Below are 19,872 nucleotides of genomic sequence, written 5' to 3'. Positions count from 1 at the left end.
TCACTTTTAAATTTTTAATTAGCAATATTTTTTAAGATATTGCTGCCTTGTTTAATCAAATTTAATATATGAGGAGTATTTACATACTGGTTGCTGCCTTTCTTATAACCACGTTAGGTAACGCACAAGAGCTTATTTTAAAGGCTCAAACTACTAACCCGACATCAGAGATAAATGATGGTTCTATTACCGTTACTGTGTCAGGTGGTAAAGCACCATATACTTACAAATGGTCCAATCAATCCACTCCATTAAAATCAAATACCGCAACTTCACTTACTGAAGGGATTAATTATACAGTTGAGGTAACAGATGCCGACGGAAATAACGTGGCAGGAGTATACGAAGTTAAAGCAGAAAGTATAGTAGAGCATTTGAATGGTGCTGCCGTGCCTGCTGTAGGAGCTTTAGGAAATGTACTGTTCTGGGATTTATTTTCGGCAATTGGAATTTACGATCCAGTTGTTTATGCAGAATCAAAAAAGATTTCTATACCTAACTGGGAAGCTGGAGATACAAATAAGTACACGCTTAAACAATGGTTGAAAAACGACGGTGAAAAAGTAAAAAAAGGTGATGAGGTTGCTATAGTTGCAGTAGAAAATGGTCAAGATGTTGTTGTTTCCTCACCAGCTAGTGGTGAATTTAACCACTTACAAAGTCGTGGTAAAGACCTTAATCCTGGGGACGTTATTTATAATGGAGAAAACAGTGGCGATGTTATAGAAACAGGAGCTCATTTGTTTGCACAAGTTAAGTATGATGAAAAGGTTCCTTTACTTCATCCTAATGGTGATGTTCAACAAAAGCCTATTCCGTTTATTGTAATTTGGTTAGTGCTAGGGGCTTTATTCTTTACATTGAGAATGGGATTCATCAATTTTAGAGGATTTAAGCATTCCATCGATCTTGCAAAAGGAAAGTACGATGACCCAACAGCACCAGGTCAGGTTACTCACTTCCAGGCTTTGGCAACAGCAGTTTCAGGAACTGTAGGATTAGGAAATATAGCGAGTGTAGCTGTAGCAATTTCTATAGGTGGAGCAGGAGCTACATTTTGGATGATAGTAGCAGGACTATTAGGTATGTCTTCAAAATTTGTGGAATGTACTCTTGGTGTAAAATATAGAGATATTTCAAGTACAGGAGCTGTTTATGGTGGTCCTATGAACTACTTGAGATATGGTCTTGAAAAACAAAATAAAAAAGGTTTAGGTAAAGTATTGGCAGTTTTATTTGCAGTACTTGCAATTGGAGCTTCCTTTGGTGGTGGTAATATGTTCCAGTCTAATCAAGCTTTTGAAGGTCTAGCAACTCAATTTACTTTCCTAGAAGGGCATGGATTTATATTTGGTATAATAACAGCAGTATTAGTAGGTGTGGTAATAATTGGTGGTATCCAAAGTATCGCAAAAGTTACAGGTAAAATTGTTCCATTCATGGCTAGTGTCTACATAATAGCAGCGCTAGCGGTTATAATTATTAATATAGAGAATGTAGGACCTGCATTTTCTGCAATTATTGATGGTGCTTTTAGTCCTTCGGCATTAAAAGGTGGTGTTATTGGGGTGTTGATTATTGGATTTCAACGTGCTGCTTTTTCAAACGAAGCTGGTGTAGGGTCTGCCGCAATTGCTCACAGTGCTGCAAAAACGCATCATCCACCTTCTGAAGGTTTTGTTGCATTATTAGAGCCTTTCATCGATACTGTAGTGGTTTGTACACTTACGGCTTTAGTATTAATTTTCACAGGAATGCACGAGGTAGAAGGACTTACAGGAGCTCAACTTACTTCTGATGCCTTTGGTAGTGTTATATCTTGGTTCCCATATGTTTTAGCAGGAGCAATTTTCCTTTTTGCATTCAGTACAATGATAAGTTGGTCTTATTATGGAATGCGTGCTTGGACCTATCTATTTGGAAAAGGTCGTATGGTAGAGATTGCTTATAAAATGATTTTCTTAATCTTTGTAGTTATAGGTTCTTCTGTATCGTTGGGTGCTGTTTTAGACTTTTCAGATATGATGATACTCGCTATGTCATTCCCTAATATTATTGGATTGTATCTAATGTCAGGTGAAGTTAAACGTGATCTTAATGAATACTGGCGTAAGCTTAAATCAGGAGAATTAGGCTTGAAAAAAGATGCATAATACAGTTTTATGAATCAATTTAAATCCCTCTTTGCTTTTACTAAAAATCAGCTCAGAGGGATTTTTGCATTAAGCATCTTATTGATAATTGCGATAGGGTTTTACGGGTATACAAAATCAACTGAATCGTCTAACCAATTAAGCGTGTCTAGAATTGAAGGGTATCAAGGTCAGATAGATTCCTTAATTGCCTTACAAAAAAGAAAACGTGATACCATCTATCCATTCAATCCTAATTACATCACAGATTATAAAGGCTACAAATTAGGGTTGACTGTTGAGGAAATTGATAGATTATTACGCTTTCGCGAAAGCGGAAAATGGATCAACTCTACTAGGCAATTTAAAGAGGTTACTGGTGTAAGTGACAAATGGTTGGATAGTATAAGCCCCTTTTTTAAATTCCCAAAATGGGTGACAGAAAAGAAAAACCAAACCAGGACTTACACCGATAAACGCACCCATGTTCGCAAAAACATAAATCAAGCTACTAATAATGATTTGAGGTCAGTGTATGGCGTAGGGCCTGCCACAGCAAAGAAAATAATTAATGAAAGAGATAGATTAGGTGGCTTTGTTGATATGTTGCAAGTACAATTAGTGTATGGTTTGCCTGATTCTACTTTTATAAGGATCAAAGAAAAATTCTATTTGACAAACAACGCTTCTCGTACTAAAATAGCATTGAATACAGCTACAAAAGAAGAATTGTTAAGCATTCCATATTTTAACGACTACTTGGTTGATGCTTTAATAGAGCAACGCACATTACGAGATGGATTTAAGAGCTGGGATAAAGTACTGTTAACTTCCCGTTTCCCTGAAGAGAAATTGGACCTAATTCAGTTATATTTGACGCTCGACTAACTAAAAATATTATACGATAATTTTATATGTACTCAAAATACTTTACCGAAGAACACAACGCATTCAGACAGAGTTTTAGAGATTTTCTTCAAAAAGAAGCCGTTCCTCATATTGAACGATGGGAGGAAACCGGTCAAATTGATAGAGAGATTTTCCAAAAAATGGGAGAGATGGGCTACTTTGGTCTTTATTATCCTGAAAAATATGGAGGTCTTGATCTTGACTTTTTCTATACTGTTATTTTTTTAGAAGAAATGCAGCGTATTAACTCCGGTGGGTTTGCGGCTGCGATGTGGGTACAAGCATTTCTAGGTGCACAGCATTTGCTTAAGGAAGGTGATGAAAGAATTAAGGAGAAGTATCTTGTTCCTACTTTAACAGGTGAAAAAATAGGATGTTTGGGTATTACTGAACCGTTTGGAGGAAGTGATGTAGCTGGTATGAGAACTACCGCTGTAAAGGAAGGAGATCATTATATAATTAACGGATCAAAAACTTTCATAACAAATGGAGTCTATTCAGATTATCTGGTTGTTGCTGCAAAAACTGATCCTGATGCAAAAGGAAGAGGTATTAGCATATTCGTAATGGATCGTGAGACGCCTGGTATAAGCGCTACTAAACTCAATAAATTGGGTTGGAGAGCAAGTGATACTGGTGAGATAGGTTTTGATAACGTGCGTGTACCAGTTGAAAACCTGATGGGTGAAGAAGGTAAAGGATTTGCGTACATAATGCAGCATTTTGCTCTTGAGAGATTAATAATGGGTATCAATGCTCATGCTAGAGCAGAATACGCGCTGGAATACACCGCTCAATACATGAGAGACAGACAGGCGTTTGGAAAGTCATTGGACAAATTTCAGGCATTACGCCATAAAATGTCTGATATGCTAAGTGAGGTTGAAATGGCAAAATGTTTCAATTATAACATCGCTGAGGAGCTAGATAAAGGGCTTTATCCTGTTAAAGAGGCAAGTATGTCAAAGTTAGTATCTACTAAAATAGCAGATGAGGTAATCTATCAATGCTTACAATATTTAGGTGGCTATGGATATATAGAAGAATATCCTCTTGCACGTATGTGGAGAGATAGTCGCTTAGGGCCTATTGGTGGTGGTACGAGTGAAATTATGCGTGAGATAATAGCAAAAATGGAACTTGACGGTAAAGACTACAAACCAGCTGCTAAATAATTTATTTGCCAAGAAATACATCTTTTATTACTAGAATTAAAAAATAAATGTATTTTTGCACTCGCTAAAGAAAGGAGGTGATGCCACTATGTTAATAATACCAGTTAAAGAAGGAGAAAATATCGATAGAGCTCTAAAACGTTTCAAAAGAAAATTTGATCGTACAGGGAAGATGCGTGAACTAAGAAGAAGACAACAGTTTACAAAGCCGTCTGTAGCAAAAAGAGCACAAAAGATTAAAGCTGAATACATCCAGCACTTAAGAGATCAAGAGAATATCTAAGAACTCTTTAGTTTAAAATTTAACCGCTAGAAAGAAATGTTTAAATTTACTTTCTAGCGGTTTTTTTATGTTTATTGAAAATTTCATAGAATACTTATCAGTTGAAAAGGGATACTCAACCCATACTTTAAAGGCATATGATAGAGATTTGTGCCAGTTTAAACGGTTTTGTGAATTTGAAGGTGTAGATTTAAATGAGGTTAATTATCAGGTGATAAGATCTTATATCGCATTCTTGCTAGAAGAGGGACTGCTAGCTCAATCTGTAAATAGAAAAATAACTGCGCTTAAAACATACTTTCAATTTTTAAAGAGAATTGAGGTAGTCAAGGAAAATCCACTATTGCATCATAAAAGTATAAAGACTTCTAAAAGATTGACCTTGCCATTTTCCAAAGAAGAAGTGTTAAAAGTGCTTAATGAAAAAATCGATATAGAAGATTTTGAAAATTGTAGGGATAGATTAATTATTGAGTTGCTTTATTTAACAGGAATTCGACGAGAAGAGTTAATTAGTCTTAAAGTCAGCTCCTTTGAGCAATCTGCTAGAACAATTCGCGTTGTAGGAAAAAGAAATAAGCAACGCATCCTGCCGGTAACCGATCGTTTGTATTGGTTGTTGGAAAATTATTTAAGATTGCGGGTGTTTATGGATAAGCGAGATGTGGACACATTATTGATCACAGTTAAAGGTGATAAAATATACCCGTCTCTTGTTTATAGAATTATAAAATCGTATTTTAGTAAGGTGTCTAGTAAGGTAAAAGTAAGTCCTCATGTATTGAGGCACACTTTTGCAACTCATTTACTAGATGAAGGAGCAGATTTAAATGCGGTTAAAGAGCTTTTAGGTCATTCTAGTTTGTCGTCAACACAAATTTATACACATACTAGTATGGCTGCTTTAAAAGGAGTTTATAAAAATGCGCATCCGCGCTCAAAGAAATAGTAACCTCAAAAACGTAAGATTATGAAAGTAAACGTGCAATCAGTAAATTTTGATGCGGACATCAAGTTAATTGAGTTCATTCAAAAAAGGTTAGATAAATTAGAGCAGTATTATAATAAAATTATAAGCGCCGATGTTTATTTGAAAGTTCAAAAGACTAGTAATAAGGAAAATAAGATTACTGAGGTAAGGTTATTCGTGCCAGGAGACGATATGGTTGCTACAAAAACATGTAAAACTTTTGAGCAATGTATTGACGAATGTGCTGCTGCATTGGAGCGTCAGCTCAAGCGCCGCAAGGAAAAATTAATTTCTCATTAATTTTTTTTAATTTTTTTTTGTGAATTAAAAAATAGGTTTACATTTGCAGTCCGTTAAAACAACGGGCTGTTTTTGTGAAGACAAAAAGAGTTTAAAGCCGATATAGCTCAGCTGGCTAGAGCAGCTGATTTGTAATCAGCAGGTCGTGGGTTCGAGTCCCTCTATCGGCTCAAGTTTTTTGAAATAAATGTGTAAGCATTGGGGAGATACTCAAGCGGTCAACGAGGACGGACTGTAACTCCGTTGGGCAACCTTCGCAGGTTCGAATCCTGCTCTCCCCACAAACACATTATTATGAAATTATGTTAAAGTAATTTCTTTAAGCGGGAGTAGCTCAGTTGGTAGAGCGTCAGCCTTCCAAGCTGAATGTCGCCGGTTCGAACCCGGTCTCCCGCTCAATTATTGCACTTTGGTGTGATACGGCATTAACGAGATGTGATGCTTAAAATATGCCTTTGGCTATTACGCTTTCGCGAAAGCATAATAAAAGCCGGTGTAGCTCAGGGGTAGAGCGTTTCCTTGGTAAGGAAGAGGTCACGAGTTCAAATCTCGTCATTGGCTCAATTAAGATGAAAAAGGTCTCAATTAGGGGCCATTTGTGGTATAAGCCATTTTGTAAATTAAATGGTTTTTAAATTGAAACACTAATATAAACTAAGACTATAATTATGGCTAAAGAAACGTACGATCGTTCCAAACCGCACCTTAATGTAGGTACAATTGGTCACGTAGACCACGGTAAGACTACTCTTACTGCTGCTATCACAAAGGTGCTTGCTGATGCTGGTTATTCTGAAGCAAGAAGCTTTGACCAGATCGATAATGCTCCTGAAGAAAAAGAGCGTGGTATTACAATTAACTCTTCGCACGTAGAGTACCAAACTCAAAACCGTCACTATGCACACGTTGACTGTCCAGGTCACGCCGACTATGTAAAGAACATGGTAACTGGTGCTGCGCAAATGGATGGTGCTATTTTAGTGGTTGCTGCGACTGATGGTCCTATGCCACAGACTCGTGAGCACATCCTATTAGGTCGTCAGGTAGGTATTCCTCGTATTGTTGTTTTCCTTAACAAGGTTGACATGGTTGATGATGAGGAGTTATTAGAGCTTGTTGAGATGGAAGTACGTGAGTTACTAAGTTTCTATGAGTATGATGGTGATAATGGACCAGTTGTTATGGGGTCTGCTTTGGGTGCACTTAACGGTGAGCAAAAGTGGGTTGATACTGTTCTTGAATTAATGAACCAAGTTGATGCATGGATCGAAGAGCCAGTACGTGATATGGATAAGCCATTCTTGATGCCTATCGAGGATGTATTCTCTATTACTGGTCGTGGTACTGTTGCTACTGGTCGTATCGAGACTGGTGTTGCAAATACTGGAGATCCTGTAGAGATTATCGGTATGGGAGCTGAGAAATTGACTTCTACTATTACTGGTATTGAAATGTTCCGTCAGATCCTTGATAGAGGTGAGGCTGGAGATAATGCAGGTATCTTATTACGTGGTATTGATAAAAATCAAATCTCTCGTGGTATGGTAATTACTGCTCCTGGTTCAGTAACTCCACACAAACACTTCAAAGCTGAGGTTTATATCCTTAAGAAAGAAGAAGGTGGACGTCACACTCCATTCCATAATAACTACCGTCCACAGTTCTACGTTCGTACAACTGATGTAACTGGTAATATCAAATTACCAAGCGGTGTTGAAATGGTTATGCCTGGAGATAACTTAACTATTGAGGTTGAGCTTATTCAGCCAATTGCACTTAACGTAGGTTTACGTTTTGCTATCCGTGAAGGTGGTAGAACAGTTGGTGCTGGTCAGGTAACTGAGATCCTTGATTAATTTCAAGTATTAATATTATAAGTATCCTTTCTTGAATAAAGAAAGGATACTTTTCACTTGTTAAAGGGCGACTTTTAACTATGCAGGTTTAGCTCAGTTGGTAGAGCACTGGTCTCCAAAACCAGGTGTCGGGAGTTCGAGCCTCTCAACCTGCGCACAAAAGCTGAAAGGCTTATTAAAATAGCATACTTATGGGATTAGTATCTTATGTAAAAAATTCGTTCAATGAGTTATCAGAAAATGTTTCTTGGCCTACTTGGGCTGAGGCACAAAAGTCTATGGTAACTGTAGCTGTATTTTCAGTGGTTTTTGCTTTAGTTGTGGCAGGTATTGATTATGTCTTTAATGGTGTAATCGATAGATATTTTGAATGGGTCATTAACGGATAATCATGCATAGAGATGAGTGAAGAAAAGGATGTAATGAAATGGTATGTAGTAAGATCGGTTAGTGGTCAAGAAAATAAAATTAAAGACTACATCGAATCCGAGATAGCTCATCATGGGTTGTCAGATTATTTAAAGCAAATTCTGGTTCCTACTGAAAAGGTAGTGCAAATTAGAAACGGTAAAAAGATTAATAAAGAACGTGTCTTTTTTCCTGGGTACATTATGATACAAGCTAGGTTAGAAGGTGAAGTTCCACACATTATTAAATCTGTTAATGGTGTGATTGGGTTTCTTGGAGAGGTTAAAGGTGGAGATCCTGTACCATTAAGAAAGTCAGAAGTTAATAGAATGCTTGGTAAAGTTGATGAACTTGCAGAGCAAACCGATAATGTGTCTATTCCTTATAAAGTTGGGGAAACTGTCAAAGTTGTTGATGGTCCTTTTAATGGATTTAATGGGAATATAGAAAAAGTTAATGAAGAGAAGCGTAAGCTAGAGGTAATGGTTAAGATTTTCGGAAGAAAAACACCATTGGAATTAAGCTATATGCAAGTCGAAAAAATATAAATGTTACCTATTCAGATAACTAGTTAGGCTTCCACTTACGGTTATCAAAATTTGAAACAATTTAAAAATGGCAAAAGAAGTATCTAAGATTGTAAAGTTGCAGGTTAGAGGTGGTGCTGCAAATCCATCTCCTCCTGTAGGACCTGCTCTTGGTGCGGCTGGAGTGAACATTATGGAGTTCTGTAAGCAGTTTAATGCTAGAACTCAGGATAAGGCGGGTAAGGTATTGCCTGTTGCTATAACTGTTTATAGTGACAAGTCCTTTGATTTTGTAATTAAAACTCCACCAGCTGCAGTACAAATTTTAGAAGCAGCAAAGTTAAAAGGTGGTAGTGGTGAACCTAATCGTAAAAAGGTAGGTACTATTACTTGGGATCAAGTTAGAGCAATAGCTGAAGACAAGATGCCAGACTTAAATGCTTTTACAATCGAAAGCGCAATGAGAATGGTCGCAGGAACTGCGAGATCAATGGGTGTTAATGTTAAAGGTGGTGAGGCACCTGCTTAAATTTAGTTATTATGGCAAAATTGACGAAAAATCAAAAGGCAGCAAACGCTAAATTCGATAAGGCACAGTCTTACTCACTAGCAGACGCTTCAAAAATCGTTAAAGACACTAGTTCGGCAAAATTTGATGAGTCAGTTGACTTAGCTGTTCGTCTTAACGTAGATCCTAGAAAAGCGAATCAAATGGTTCGTGGTGTCGTAACCTTACCTCATGGTACAGGTAAAGATGTGAAAGTACTTGCTCTTGTTACTCCTGATAAGGAAGAAGAGGCAAAAGGAGCTGGTGCGGACTTTGTTGGTCTAGATGAGTATCTTGATAAAATCAAGGGTGGTTGGACTGATGTTGACGTAATTATCACTATGCCTAGTGTTATGGGTAAGTTAGGGCCTTTAGGTCGTGTATTAGGGCCGCGTGGTCTTATGCCTAACCCTAAAACTGGTACAGTTACTATGGATGTGGCTAAGGCTGTGTCTGACGTTAAATCCGGTAAAATCGATTTCAAGGTTGAAAAGAACGGGATTGTTCACGCTGCAATAGGAAAAGTATCTTTTGATGCTGAAAAAATTGCAGGTAACGCAAGAGAGTTAATTAATACATTAGTTAAGTTAAAACCGACAGCAGCTAAAGGAGTTTATATCAAAAGTATCCACTTGTCTAGTACAATGGGTCCTGGTGTAAATGTAGATGCTAAACGTTTTGCAGACGATTAAAAGATCTAGATCATGACAAGAGAACAAAAAGCAACTGTTATACAAGACTTGACTGCAACGTTAGGAGAAAACTCTACTATTTACCTTGCAGATATATCTGGACTTAATGCTTCTGATACATCTAATTTAAGAAGAGCATGTTTTAAAGCTAACGTAAGTATTGCTGTAGTTAAAAACACACTACTTGCAAAAGCAATGGAAGCTTCTGATAAGGATTTTGGTGAATTGCCAGAACTTCTTAAAGGTAACACTTCTATAATGTTGTCTGAAGTAGCTAATGCTCCAGCTAAAGTTATTAAGAACTTTCGTAAGAAATCGGATAAGCCTTTATTAAAAGGTGCTTATATCGAGGAAGCAATTTACGTTGGTGATGATAAGTTAGATTCATTAAGTGAAATCAAGTCTAAAGAAGAAATGATTGGAGAAATCATTGGTCTTCTACAAAGCCCTGCTAAAAATGTTGTCTCTGCTCTTCAATCGGGTGGTGGTAAACTTGCAGGAATCCTTAAAACACTATCAGAAAGATAGTAAACAATTAGTACGCAATTATTTTATATAAATTTTAAAACGATAGAAATGGCAGATTTAAAAGAATTCGCAGAACAGTTAGTTAACTTAACTGTTAAAGAAGTAAATGAATTAGCAGACATACTTAAAGACGAGTATGGTATTGAGCCTGCTGCTGCAGCTGTAGCTGTTGCAGGTGGTGCTGCTGCAGGTGGTGGAGACGCTGCTGAAGAGCAAACTGAATTTGACGTAATCCTTAAAGCAGCTGGTGCTTCTAAATTAGCTGTAGTGAAGTTAGTTAAAGAATTAACTGGTGCAGGTCTTAAGGATGCGAAAGGTCTTGTTGATAACGCTCCATCTCCAATTAAAGAAGGTGTAGCTAAAGATGAGGCAGAAGCTCTTAAAGCTCAGCTAGAAGAAGCTGGTGCTGAGGTTGAGTTAAAGTAATTTAACATTACCTATATATAAAGGTTTAGACCTGTTGAGCAAGGCTCACAGGTCTAGACCATTTTGCGTATAATGATGAGACGTCATCAACAACGCTATTTTTAACCATTTAATACCGTGCATTGATGCTAGCAACAAACACAGAGAGAATTAACTTTTCAACGGTAAAGAACAAAGCAGAATATCCTGATCTGCTCGATATCCAAATCAAATCGTTTCAGGATTTCTTTCAGTTAGAAACTAAATCTGACAAGAGAGAAAATGAAGGTCTTTATAATACCTTCATGGAAAATTTTCCAATCACAGATACTCGCAATCAATTTGTTCTCGAGTTTCTAGATTACTTTGTGGATCCACCACGTTACTCTATCCAAGAGTGTATTGAACGTGGGCTTACTTACAGTGTTCCACTTAAATCAAGATTAAAATTATATTGTACCGATCCAGAACACGAGGATTTTGAAACTATTGTTCAAGATGTTTATTTAGGTACAATCCCATACATGACTCCATCTGGTACTTTCGTCATCAACGGAGCTGAGCGTGTTGTTGTTTCCCAGTTACACCGTTCTCCTGGTGTGTTCTTTGGACAGTCATTTCACGCAAATGGTACTAAATTATATTCAGCACGTGTAATTCCATTTAAAGGATCATGGATTGAATTTGCGACCGATATTAACAGTGTAATGTATGCTTATATCGATCGTAAAAAGAAATTACCTGTAACAACTCTTTTCCGCGCAATTGGTTATGAAAGAGATAAAGATATTCTTGGAATCTTTGATCTTGCAGAAGAGGTAAAAGCTAGTAAAACAGGATTAAAAAAATACCTAGGTCGCAAATTAGCTGCTCGTGTTCTTAGAACATGGCATGAAGATTTTGTAGACGAGGATACAGGAGAAGTTGTATCGATCGAGCGTAATGAAATCGTATTAGATCGTGATACTGTCCTAGAAAAAGAGCATATCGATGAAATAATCGATTCTCAGGCAAAGACTATTCTTTTACATAAGGAAGATATGATGTCTGCAGATTATGCTATCATTCACAATACTTTACAAAAGGATCCTACCAATTCAGAAAAAGAAGCGGTAGAGCATATTTATAGACAATTACGTAACGCTGAGCCGCCAGATGAGGAAACTGCTCGTGGTATCATCGATAAGTTATTCTTCTCTGATCAGAGATATAACTTAGGTGATGTAGGGCGTTATCGTATGAATAAAAAATTAGGTCTTGATATTGACATGAGTAAGCAGGTTCTTACAAAAGAAGATATCATTACTATAATTAAATACTTAATTGAATTAATTAATTCAAAAGCAGAAATCGATGATATCGATCACTTATCAAACCGTCGTGTACGTACGGTAGGTGAGCAGTTATCATCTCAGTTCGGTGTTGGTCTTGCTCGTATGGCAAGAACAATTCGTGAGCGTATGAATGTAAGGGATAATGAGGTTTTCACACCTATTGATCTTATTAATGCAAAGACGCTTTCATCTGTAATTAATTCGTTCTTTGGAACTAATCAGTTATCTCAGTTTATGGATCAAACGAATCCATTAGCAGAGATTACCCATAAACGACGTCTGTCAGCATTAGGTCCAGGTGGTTTATCTCGTGAACGTGCAGGATTTGAGGTTCGTGATGTACACTACACACACTACGGTAGATTATGTCCTATTGAAACTCCTGAAGGACCGAATATTGGTCTTATCTCGTCTTTAGCTGTTTTTGCTAAGGTGAACAACATGGGATTCATTGAGACACCATATAGAAAAGTTGAGAATGGTGTTATTAATACATCAGAAGAGCCTATATATTTAAGTGCTGAAGAAGAAGAAGGAATGCACATTGCTCAGGCAAACTTGCCACTTGAAAATGGTAAGATTGAATCTGACAAAGTAATTGCCCGTTTAGAAGGTGATTTTCCAGTGGTTGAGCCAGATCAGGTACAATATGCCGATGTCGCGCCTAACCAAATCGCTTCGATATCAGCTTCATTAATTCCATTCTTGGAACATGATGATGCAAACCGTGCATTGATGGGATCAAACATGATGCGCCAGGCAGTTCCATTATTACGAGTTGATTCTCCTATTGTTGGAACAGGACTTGAAAGACAAGTTGCGTCTGATTCACGAGTTTTAATTAATGCGGAAGGTGATGGAGAAGTTGTATATGTTGATGCTCAAAAAATTGTAATTCGTTACGATAGAACCGAGCGTGAAAGAATGATTTCTTTTGACCCAGAAGATACATCTTACAACCTTATAAAGTTCCGTAAGACAAACCAAGGTACTTCTATAACTTTAAAACCAATTGTCCAAAAAGGCGATAGAGTTGAAAAAGGTCAAGTACTTTGTCAAGGATACGCAACTGAAAAAGGTGAGTTAGCTCTAGGTCGTAATATGAAGGTTGCCTTCATGCCTTGGAAAGGATACAATTTTGAGGATGCGATTGTAATCTCAGAAAAAGTTGTGAGAGAAGATTTGTTTACTTCTATTCACGTTGATGAGTATTCTCTTGAAGTTAGAGATACTAAATTAGGTAATGAAGAATTAACAGCCGATATTCCTAACGTAAGTGAAGAAGCAACTGCAAACCTAGATGAAAATGGAATGATAAGAATTGGAGCCGAGGTAAAACCGGGTGATATTCTTATCGGTAAGATCACTCCAAAAGGAGAATCTGATCCTACTCCAGAAGAAAAATTACTACGTGCTATTTTTGGTGATAAAGCAGGTGATGTAAAAGATGCATCTCTTAAAGCTTCACCTTCATTGCGAGGTGTTGTTATAGATAAGAAATTATTCTCTAGAGCAGTAAAGGATAAAAGAAAAAGAGCACAGGATAAAGAGGATATTGCACGATTAGAGCAAAGTTATCAGGCAAAATTTGACGGTTTACGTGATCGTTTGGTTGAAAAACTTTTTGAAATCGTTAGTGGTAAAACATCACAAGGTGTATACAATGATTTAGGTGAGGAAGTACTTCCTAAAGGTAAAAAGTATACACTTAAGATGTTGAACTCTGTAGATGATTATACTCACTTAATTTCTGGTACTTGGACAACAAGTGACGAGATTAATGAAACTGTTGCAGACTTACTACATAACTATAAGATTAAAGAGAACGATCTTCAAGGTGCATTGCGCCGTGAGAAGTTTACAATTTCTGTAGGAGATGAATTACCAGCAGGAATTATCAAACTTGCTAAAGTTTACATAGCTAAAAAGCGTAAACTTAAAGTAGGTGATAAAATGGCAGGTCGTCACGGTAACAAAGGTATCGTAGCACGTATAGTACGTGAGGAAGATATGCCGTTCCTAGAAGACGGAACACCAGTAGATATCGTTCTTAATCCATTAGGTGTACCATCACGTATGAATATCGGTCAGATTTATGAAACTGTATTAGGATGGGCTGGACAAAAATTAGGTAAGAAATTTGCTACACCTATTTTTGACGGTGCTACATTGGATCAAATAAATGAATTGACTGATAACGCTGGTATACCACGATTCGGGCACACCTATTTATTTGATGGAGGAACAGGTGAGCGATTTGACCAGCCTGCAACAGTAGGTGTTATTTACATGCTTAAATTAGGTCACATGGTAGATGATAAGATGCACGCGCGTTCTATCGGACCATACTCACTTATTACTCAACAACCATTAGGTGGTAAAGCACAATTTGGAGGTCAGCGTTTTGGTGAGATGGAGGTTTGGGCACTTGAGGCTTATGGAGCTTCTAGTACACTGCGTGAGATTCTTACTGTAAAATCAGATGATGTAATAGGAAGAGCTAAGACTTATGAGGCGATCGTTAAAGGTGAGCCTATGCCAGAACCAGGTCTTCCAGAATCATTTAATGTATTGATGCACGAGCTTAAAGGACTAGGTTTAGACCTTAGACTCGAGGATTAATTTATCTTTGAGAGTAGGTGGTAGTTTCGCTTTCGCGAAAGCGTAATTACCATTAGTCTCTCTTACACTAATTAAAATAGTACCATAATTATGGCTAGAAATAAAGAAACCCAAACTCAGAAGAAATTTTCAAAAATTTCAATCGGCCTTGCATCTCCAGAATCTATTCTTGCAGAATCTAAAGGAGAAGTACTAAAGCCAGAAACGATTAACTATCGTACTCACAAGCCTGAGCGCGATGGACTTTTCTGTGAGCGTATTTTTGGTCCTGTGAAGGATTATGAATGTGCCTGTGGAAAATACAAGCGTATACGTTATAAAGGTATCGTTTGTGATCGATGTGGAGTAGAGGTAACAGAGAAAAAAGTACGTCGTGATCGTATAGGTCACATTAACCTGGTTGTGCCTGTAGCACACATATGGTATTTCCGTAGTTTACCAAACAAAATTGGATACCTATTAGGATTACCGTCAAAGAAACTGGATATGATTATTTACTACGAACGTTACGTAGTAATACAGCCAGGTATTGCAAAAAATGCCGAAGGTGAGCCAGTTCAAAAAATGGAATTTCTTACTGAAGAAGAATATTTAGATATTTTAGATAGTCTTCCTCAAGAAAATTTATATCTGGAAGATTCTGACCCTAATAAATTTATCGCAAAAATGGGTGCAGAGTGTTTAATTGAATTATTAAACAGAATCGATCTAGATGCGTTGTCTTATGACTTACGTCACAAAGCAAATAATGAGACTTCTAAACAAAGAAAAACTGAAGCTCTCAAGAGACTTCAGGTAGTTGAGGCTTTTAAGGAGTCTAACTTGCACAGAGAAAACAAGCCAGAATGGATGATCATGAAAGTGATTCCTGTGATTCCACCAGAATTACGTCCGCTTGTACCTCTTGATGGTGGTCGTTTTGCAACATCAGACTTAAACGATCTTTATCGTCGTGTAATCATACGTAACAACCGTTTGAAGCGATTGATGGAAATCAAAGCTCCAGAGGTGATATTACGTAATGAAAAGCGTATGTTACAGGAGTCTGTGGATTCTCTTTTAGATAATACTAGAAAATCTAGTGCTGTTAAGACAGATTCTAACAGACCATTAAAATCTTTATCAGATTCCCTTAAAGGTAAGCAAGGACGTTTCCGTCAAAACTTACTTGGTAAACGTGTTGACTATTCTGCTCGTTCTGTAATTGTTGTAGGACCAGAATTGAAACTTTATGAATGTGGTCTTCCTAAAGATATGGCTGCAGAACTTTACAAGCCTTTCATTATTCGTAAGTTGATTGAAAGAGGTATTGTAAAAACAGTAAAATCTGCTAAGAAAATAATTGATAAAAAAGAGCCTGTTGTTTGGGATATACTTGAGAATGTTCTTAAAGGGCATCCAGTATTATTAAACCGTGCTCCTACACTTCACCGTCTAGGTATTCAAGCATTTCAGCCTAAGTTAATAGAAGGTAAGGCGATTCAATTACACCCGTTAGTATGTACTGCATTTAACGCCGATTTTGACGGTGATCAAATGGCGGTACACTTACCACTAGGACCAGAGGCGATTTTAGAGGCTCAACTTTTAATGTTAGCTTCTCATAACATCTTGAATCCTGCAAATGGTAGTCCTATTGCCGTTCCTTCTCAGGACATGGTATTAGGTTTATATTACATGACTAAGTTACGTAGGTCAGAACCTAATCACATTGTTAAAGGTGAAGGTTTAACGTTCTACGGTCCAGAAGAATTGGTAATCGCATTTAATGAAAAACGTGTTGATATTAATGCACCAGTAAAATGTAGAATACCACTTTTACAAGAAGATGGATCATACAAATCAGAGTTGATAGAAACTACTGCAGGACGTGTATTATTTAACGAGAAAGTGCCTAATGAGGCTGGTTATATAAATGAAGTTTTGACTAAAAAAGCTTTACGTGATATTATCGGTGATATTCTTAAGGTGACAGATGTTCCTAGAACAGCTGCCTTCCTTGATGAGATTAAAGATTTAGGTTATGGATTTGCATTCCGCGGTGGATTGTCATTCTCACTAGGAGATATCATGATTCCAGAAGAAAAGCAAGCCATGATAGACGAGGCCAATGCCAAAGTTGACGCGATACGTGGTAACTATGGAATGGGTCTTATTACTCAGAATGAACGTTACAATCAGGTGATTGATGTTTGGACTGCTACTAATGCTCAGCTTACTGAATTAGGTATGAAGAATATTAGAGAAGACCAGCAAGGATTTAACTCGGTGTACATGATGTTGGATTCTGGTGCGCGTGGATCAAAAGAGCAGATTAGACAGCTTACTGGTATGCGTGGTCTTATGGCAAAACCTAAAAAATCGAACTCAGGTGGTGGAGAAATTATTGAAAATCCAATTCTTTCAAACTTTAAAGAAGGATTATCAATTCTTGAGTACTTCATTTCTACTCACGGTGCTCGTAAAGGTCTTGCAGATACGGCTCTTAAAACTGCCGATGCTGGTTATTTAACACGTCGTTTACATGATGTTGCACAAGATGTTATTGTTAATACAGAAGACTGTGGAACATTAAGAGGTATTGAAGTTACTGCTCTTAAAAAGAATGAAGAAGTAATGGAGAAACTAGGAGCTCGTATCCTAGGACGTGTTGCTTTACATGATGTCGTTGATCCAGCTACACAAAATGTTATGGTGGCAGCAGGTGAATTGATTACTGAAAAAATCGCTGATGCAATTGATGAAACAGTAATCGAGTCTGTGGAAGTGCGTTCGCCATTAACATGTGAAGCTAAAAAAGGAGTTTGTACAAAATGTTATGGTCGTAACCTAGCTACTAACCGTCTTGTTATGAGAGGTGAGGCTGTTGGAGTTATCGCAGCACAATCTATTGGTGAACCAGGAACACAGCTTACCTTACGTACATTCCATGTAGGTGGTGTTGCAGGTAACGTTAGTGAGGAGAACTCTGTAATTGCTAAAAATGAAGGAGTTCTTGAAATTGAAGATCTTAAAACGGTTAAGGGTGAAGATAGCGAAGGGAATGCAGTAGATATTGTAATCTCTAGAACATCTGAGGCTAAGTTGATGCACAAGGACACTGGTTTATTACTTAATACCAATAACATTCCTTATGGTGCAGAGTTATTCAAAAAACCTGGAGCAAAAATTAAGAAAGGTGAAGTAATTGCTAAATGGGATCCTTTTAATGGAGTAATTATTTCAGAGTTCTCTGGAGAAATCAAGTTTGAAAATATCATTCAAGGGACAACATTCCAAGTTGAAACTGATGAACAAACTGGTTACGAAGAAAAGGTTATTTCTGAATCCAGAGATAAGAAGTTAATTCCTACACTGCACATTGTTGATGGTAAAGGGGAAACTCAAATTTCTTATAACTTACCAGTAGGTGCACACTTAATGATTAATGATGGTGAGAAGATTAAAGAAGGAAAAATTCTAGTTAAGATTCCTCGTAAGAGTGCCAAAGCAGGTGATATTACCGGAGGTCTTCCTCGTGTGACTGAACTTTTTGAAGCTCGTAATCCTTCAAATCCAGCTGTTGTAAGTGAGATTGATGGTGTTGTTTCTTTTGGTAAAATTAAGCGTGGTAACCGTGAAATTATCGTTACTTCAAAAACAGACGAAGTAAAGAAATATTTAGTAAAATTATCCAATCAGATTCTAGTTCAAGAAAATGATTATGTGAGAGCTGGTATGCCTTTATCAGATGGTTCTATAACGCCTAAAGATATTCTAGCAATTAAAGGACCAAGTGCTGTACAGCAGTATTTAGTTAACGAGGTGCAAGAGGTTTATCGATTACAAGGTGTAAAAATCAATGATAAACACTTTGAGGTTGTTGTAAGACAAATGATGAGAAAAGTTCGTATCGTAGATCCAGGTGATGGTATTTTCCTAGAGAATCAATTGGTTCATAAAGAAGATTTCATTCAAGAGAACGACCGACTTTATGGAATGAAAGTGGTTGAAGATGCTGGTGACTCAGAGAATCTTAAAGAAGGTCAAATCGTTTCTCCACGTGATTTACGAGATGAAAACTCTATTTTAAGAAGAGAAGATAAGAATCTAGTAGTAGCAAGAGAGGTAATGCCTGCAACGGCAGAGCCTATATTACAAGGTATTACTCGTGCATCTCTTCAAACTAAATCATTTATTAGTGCCGCGTCGTTCCAGGAAACTACTAAAGTACTTAATGAGGCAGCTGTAAATGGTAAGGTTGATACTCTTGAAGGTCTTAAGGAAAATGTTATTGTAGGTCATAGAATTCCAGCAGGAACAGGTATGAGAAATTATGATGACATTATTGTAGGCTCAAAAGAGGAGTTCGAGAAGCTTATGCTTAATAAACCAGAACAAGAGGTAAATTATAATTAATAGGAATGGCAAATAATCCTAATCAAGAGAATAAGATCAACATAGAAATTGACGAAAAGATTGCTGAAGGTCAGTATAGTAATTTAGCTATCATAAATCATTCACATTCTGAATTTGTTGTTGATTTTGTTAATATCATGCCTGGTAATCCAAAGTCTAAGGTGAAGTCAAGAATAGTTCTTACTCCACAACATGCTAAACGTTTAGCTCAAGCACTTATGGATAATATTAGAAAATTTGAAAATGCGCATGGTGAAATTAAGGATTATGAGCAGCCTCCTATTCCCTTAAATTTTGGTCCAACTGGACAAGCTTAATATATTCCGCTTTCGCGAAAGCGTAGTTATCATTAAAGCCTAACTTTTATAGTTAGGCTTTATTTTTTGTATATATAAAATAGTTTTTTCTTATGAATAGCAAGAAAATCACTTATTCTAAAAGCGTTTAAGGAGATTTCATACTAAAGACACTAGATATTATTAGTTATAATTTTTCTTTCAGGAGATGTTCTTAAAATGAGATTTAAAAAAATTAGATTTTTAAAAACCACTGAGTATTTTTCTTCGTACATATTAGATCCTAAAGATGTCAAATTTAGTTTTGTTTAATCTTCTGTATTTCAGAGTTTTTTTAACGGAACTTTTTTCATAAGTGTTTTTAACGACTTTAATTGGAATTTTGTCGAAAGAGCACTATAAATACTGGGTTTTTCTTCGCTGGGATGTTGTTACAAGTATTTTTGCAGCTTAGAATAGAACAAGCTATTCTGTTTTTTTGATAATTATT

At 36.9% G+C, this 19,872-nt stretch carries 16 protein-coding genes and 5 tRNA genes; all 21 read left to right on the top strand.

Going from position 1 to position 19,872, the window contains the following annotated elements; translation table 11 throughout:
• The first annotated feature begins 68 nt into the window (after nucleotides 1-68).
• The 21 genes from BST91_RS09450 to BST91_RS09350 all read left to right on the top strand — a co-directional run bounded on the left by BST91_RS09450 (nucleotide 69) and on the right by BST91_RS09350 (nucleotide 19,403).
• A complete protein-coding gene (locus BST91_RS09450) occupies nucleotides 69-2,153 on the top strand; it encodes an amino acid carrier protein (RefSeq protein ID WP_060523896.1) in 2,085 nt (694 codons plus the stop codon).
• A 9-nt stretch (nucleotides 2,154-2,162) separates the two neighbouring features.
• Nucleotides 2,163-3,020 carry a ComEA family DNA-binding protein gene (locus BST91_RS09445; protein ID WP_085775238.1) on the top strand — a complete coding sequence of 286 codons (858 nt, stop codon included), beginning with the start codon at nucleotides 2,163-2,165 and terminating at the stop codon, nucleotides 3,018-3,020.
• 26 nt (nucleotides 3,021-3,046) lie between these two features.
• Entirely contained in the window at nucleotides 3,047-4,216 is a 1,170-nt protein-coding gene (locus tag BST91_RS09440; RefSeq protein ID WP_085775237.1) for an acyl-CoA dehydrogenase family protein, read from the top strand.
• Between the two features lie 88 nt (nucleotides 4,217-4,304).
• Nucleotides 4,305-4,499, top strand: a complete 195-nt coding sequence (rpsU, locus tag BST91_RS09435; protein ID WP_042279738.1) for a 30S ribosomal protein S21 — start codon at nucleotides 4,305-4,307, stop codon at nucleotides 4,497-4,499.
• A 67-nt stretch (nucleotides 4,500-4,566) separates the two neighbouring features.
• Nucleotides 4,567-5,448, top strand: a complete 882-nt coding sequence (locus tag BST91_RS09430) for a tyrosine-type recombinase/integrase (RefSeq protein WP_085775236.1) — start codon at nucleotides 4,567-4,569, stop codon at nucleotides 5,446-5,448.
• 21 nt (nucleotides 5,449-5,469) lie between these two features.
• Nucleotides 5,470-5,769, top strand: coding sequence for a ribosome hibernation-promoting factor, HPF/YfiA family (hpf, locus tag BST91_RS09425; RefSeq protein ID WP_042279744.1), 300 nt, complete (start codon nucleotides 5,470-5,472; stop codon nucleotides 5,767-5,769).
• 96 nt (nucleotides 5,770-5,865) lie between these two features.
• Nucleotides 5,866-5,939, top strand: a tRNA-Thr gene (locus BST91_RS09420).
• 30 nt (nucleotides 5,940-5,969) lie between these two features.
• Nucleotides 5,970-6,050, top strand: a tRNA-Tyr gene (locus tag BST91_RS09415).
• A gap of 42 nt (nucleotides 6,051-6,092) precedes the next feature.
• Nucleotides 6,093-6,165: transfer RNA gene (locus tag BST91_RS09410), tRNA-Gly, on the top strand.
• A gap of 93 nt (nucleotides 6,166-6,258) precedes the next feature.
• Nucleotides 6,259-6,330, top strand: a tRNA-Thr gene (locus BST91_RS09405).
• Between the two features lie 107 nt (nucleotides 6,331-6,437).
• The gene (gene tuf / locus BST91_RS09400; protein ID WP_042279745.1) at nucleotides 6,438-7,625 is read left to right on the top strand and encodes an elongation factor Tu; all 1,188 of its coding nucleotides are present in this window, start codon (nucleotides 6,438-6,440) and stop codon (nucleotides 7,623-7,625) included.
• An 82-nt stretch (nucleotides 7,626-7,707) separates the two neighbouring features.
• Nucleotides 7,708-7,780 (top strand) — tRNA-Trp (locus BST91_RS09395).
• 36 nt (nucleotides 7,781-7,816) lie between these two features.
• Nucleotides 7,817-8,014, top strand: a complete 198-nt coding sequence (gene secE / locus BST91_RS09390; protein WP_042279746.1) for a preprotein translocase subunit SecE — start codon at nucleotides 7,817-7,819, stop codon at nucleotides 8,012-8,014.
• 12 nt (nucleotides 8,015-8,026) lie between these two features.
• Nucleotides 8,027-8,581, top strand: coding sequence for a transcription termination/antitermination protein NusG (gene nusG, locus BST91_RS09385; protein WP_042279747.1), 555 nt, complete (start codon nucleotides 8,027-8,029; stop codon nucleotides 8,579-8,581).
• A gap of 67 nt (nucleotides 8,582-8,648) precedes the next feature.
• The gene (rplK, locus tag BST91_RS09380) at nucleotides 8,649-9,089 is read left to right on the top strand and encodes a 50S ribosomal protein L11 (RefSeq protein ID WP_042279749.1); all 441 of its coding nucleotides are present in this window, start codon (nucleotides 8,649-8,651) and stop codon (nucleotides 9,087-9,089) included.
• An 11-nt stretch (nucleotides 9,090-9,100) separates the two neighbouring features.
• Nucleotides 9,101-9,799 carry a 50S ribosomal protein L1 gene (gene rplA / locus BST91_RS09375; RefSeq protein WP_042279751.1) on the top strand — a complete coding sequence of 233 codons (699 nt, stop codon included), beginning with the start codon at nucleotides 9,101-9,103 and terminating at the stop codon, nucleotides 9,797-9,799.
• Between the two features lie 12 nt (nucleotides 9,800-9,811).
• Nucleotides 9,812-10,327: a 50S ribosomal protein L10 gene (gene rplJ / locus BST91_RS09370; RefSeq protein WP_042279754.1), complete on the top strand. Its 516-nt coding sequence runs from the start codon at nucleotides 9,812-9,814 to the stop codon at nucleotides 10,325-10,327.
• A 48-nt stretch (nucleotides 10,328-10,375) separates the two neighbouring features.
• Nucleotides 10,376-10,753 (top strand): 50S ribosomal protein L7/L12, encoded by a 378-nt coding sequence (rplL, locus tag BST91_RS09365; RefSeq protein WP_042279757.1) that lies wholly within the window; start codon nucleotides 10,376-10,378, stop codon nucleotides 10,751-10,753.
• A gap of 125 nt (nucleotides 10,754-10,878) precedes the next feature.
• A complete protein-coding gene (gene rpoB / locus BST91_RS09360; RefSeq protein ID WP_060523904.1) occupies nucleotides 10,879-14,688 on the top strand; it encodes a DNA-directed RNA polymerase subunit beta in 3,810 nt (1,269 codons plus the stop codon).
• A gap of 90 nt (nucleotides 14,689-14,778) precedes the next feature.
• Nucleotides 14,779-19,086 (top strand): DNA-directed RNA polymerase subunit beta', encoded by a 4,308-nt coding sequence (gene rpoC, locus BST91_RS09355; protein WP_042279759.1) that lies wholly within the window; start codon nucleotides 14,779-14,781, stop codon nucleotides 19,084-19,086.
• 5 nt (nucleotides 19,087-19,091) lie between these two features.
• The gene (locus BST91_RS09350) at nucleotides 19,092-19,403 is read left to right on the top strand and encodes a DUF3467 domain-containing protein (protein WP_042279760.1); all 312 of its coding nucleotides are present in this window, start codon (nucleotides 19,092-19,094) and stop codon (nucleotides 19,401-19,403) included.
• The last annotated feature ends 469 nt before the right edge of the window (nucleotides 19,404-19,872 follow it).

Source organism: Nonlabens tegetincola (assembly GCF_002117085.1).
GTDB lineage: Bacteria > Bacteroidota > Bacteroidia > Flavobacteriales > Flavobacteriaceae > Nonlabens > Nonlabens tegetincola.
This window is presented reverse-complemented; position numbering and strand designations above follow the sequence as displayed.

What these genes read in the sequence shown, in the direction of transcription:
- BST91_RS09450 (WP_060523896.1), top strand. Translation starts at nt 69, where the DNA reads ATGAGGAGTATTTACATACTGGTTGCTGCCTTTCTTATAACCACGTTA.
- BST91_RS09445 (WP_085775238.1), top strand. Translation starts at nt 2,163, where the DNA reads ATGAATCAATTTAAATCCCTCTTTGCTTTTACTAAAAATCAGCTCAGA.
- BST91_RS09440 (WP_085775237.1), top strand. Translation starts at nt 3,047, where the DNA reads ATGTACTCAAAATACTTTACCGAAGAACACAACGCATTCAGACAGAGT.
- rpsU (WP_042279738.1), top strand. Translation starts at nt 4,305, where the DNA reads ATGTTAATAATACCAGTTAAAGAAGGAGAAAATATCGATAGAGCTCTA.
- BST91_RS09430 (WP_085775236.1), top strand. Translation starts at nt 4,567, where the DNA reads ATGTTTATTGAAAATTTCATAGAATACTTATCAGTTGAAAAGGGATAC.
- hpf (WP_042279744.1), top strand. Translation starts at nt 5,470, where the DNA reads ATGAAAGTAAACGTGCAATCAGTAAATTTTGATGCGGACATCAAGTTA.
- tuf (WP_042279745.1), top strand. Translation starts at nt 6,438, where the DNA reads ATGGCTAAAGAAACGTACGATCGTTCCAAACCGCACCTTAATGTAGGT.
- secE (WP_042279746.1), top strand. Translation starts at nt 7,817, where the DNA reads ATGGGATTAGTATCTTATGTAAAAAATTCGTTCAATGAGTTATCAGAA.
- nusG (WP_042279747.1), top strand. Translation starts at nt 8,027, where the DNA reads ATGAGTGAAGAAAAGGATGTAATGAAATGGTATGTAGTAAGATCGGTT.
- rplK (WP_042279749.1), top strand. Translation starts at nt 8,649, where the DNA reads ATGGCAAAAGAAGTATCTAAGATTGTAAAGTTGCAGGTTAGAGGTGGT.
- rplA (WP_042279751.1), top strand. Translation starts at nt 9,101, where the DNA reads ATGGCAAAATTGACGAAAAATCAAAAGGCAGCAAACGCTAAATTCGAT.
- rplJ (WP_042279754.1), top strand. Translation starts at nt 9,812, where the DNA reads ATGACAAGAGAACAAAAAGCAACTGTTATACAAGACTTGACTGCAACG.
- rplL (WP_042279757.1), top strand. Translation starts at nt 10,376, where the DNA reads ATGGCAGATTTAAAAGAATTCGCAGAACAGTTAGTTAACTTAACTGTT.
- rpoB (WP_060523904.1), top strand. Translation starts at nt 10,879, where the DNA reads ATGCTAGCAACAAACACAGAGAGAATTAACTTTTCAACGGTAAAGAAC.
- rpoC (WP_042279759.1), top strand. Translation starts at nt 14,779, where the DNA reads ATGGCTAGAAATAAAGAAACCCAAACTCAGAAGAAATTTTCAAAAATT.
- BST91_RS09350 (WP_042279760.1), top strand. Translation starts at nt 19,092, where the DNA reads ATGGCAAATAATCCTAATCAAGAGAATAAGATCAACATAGAAATTGAC.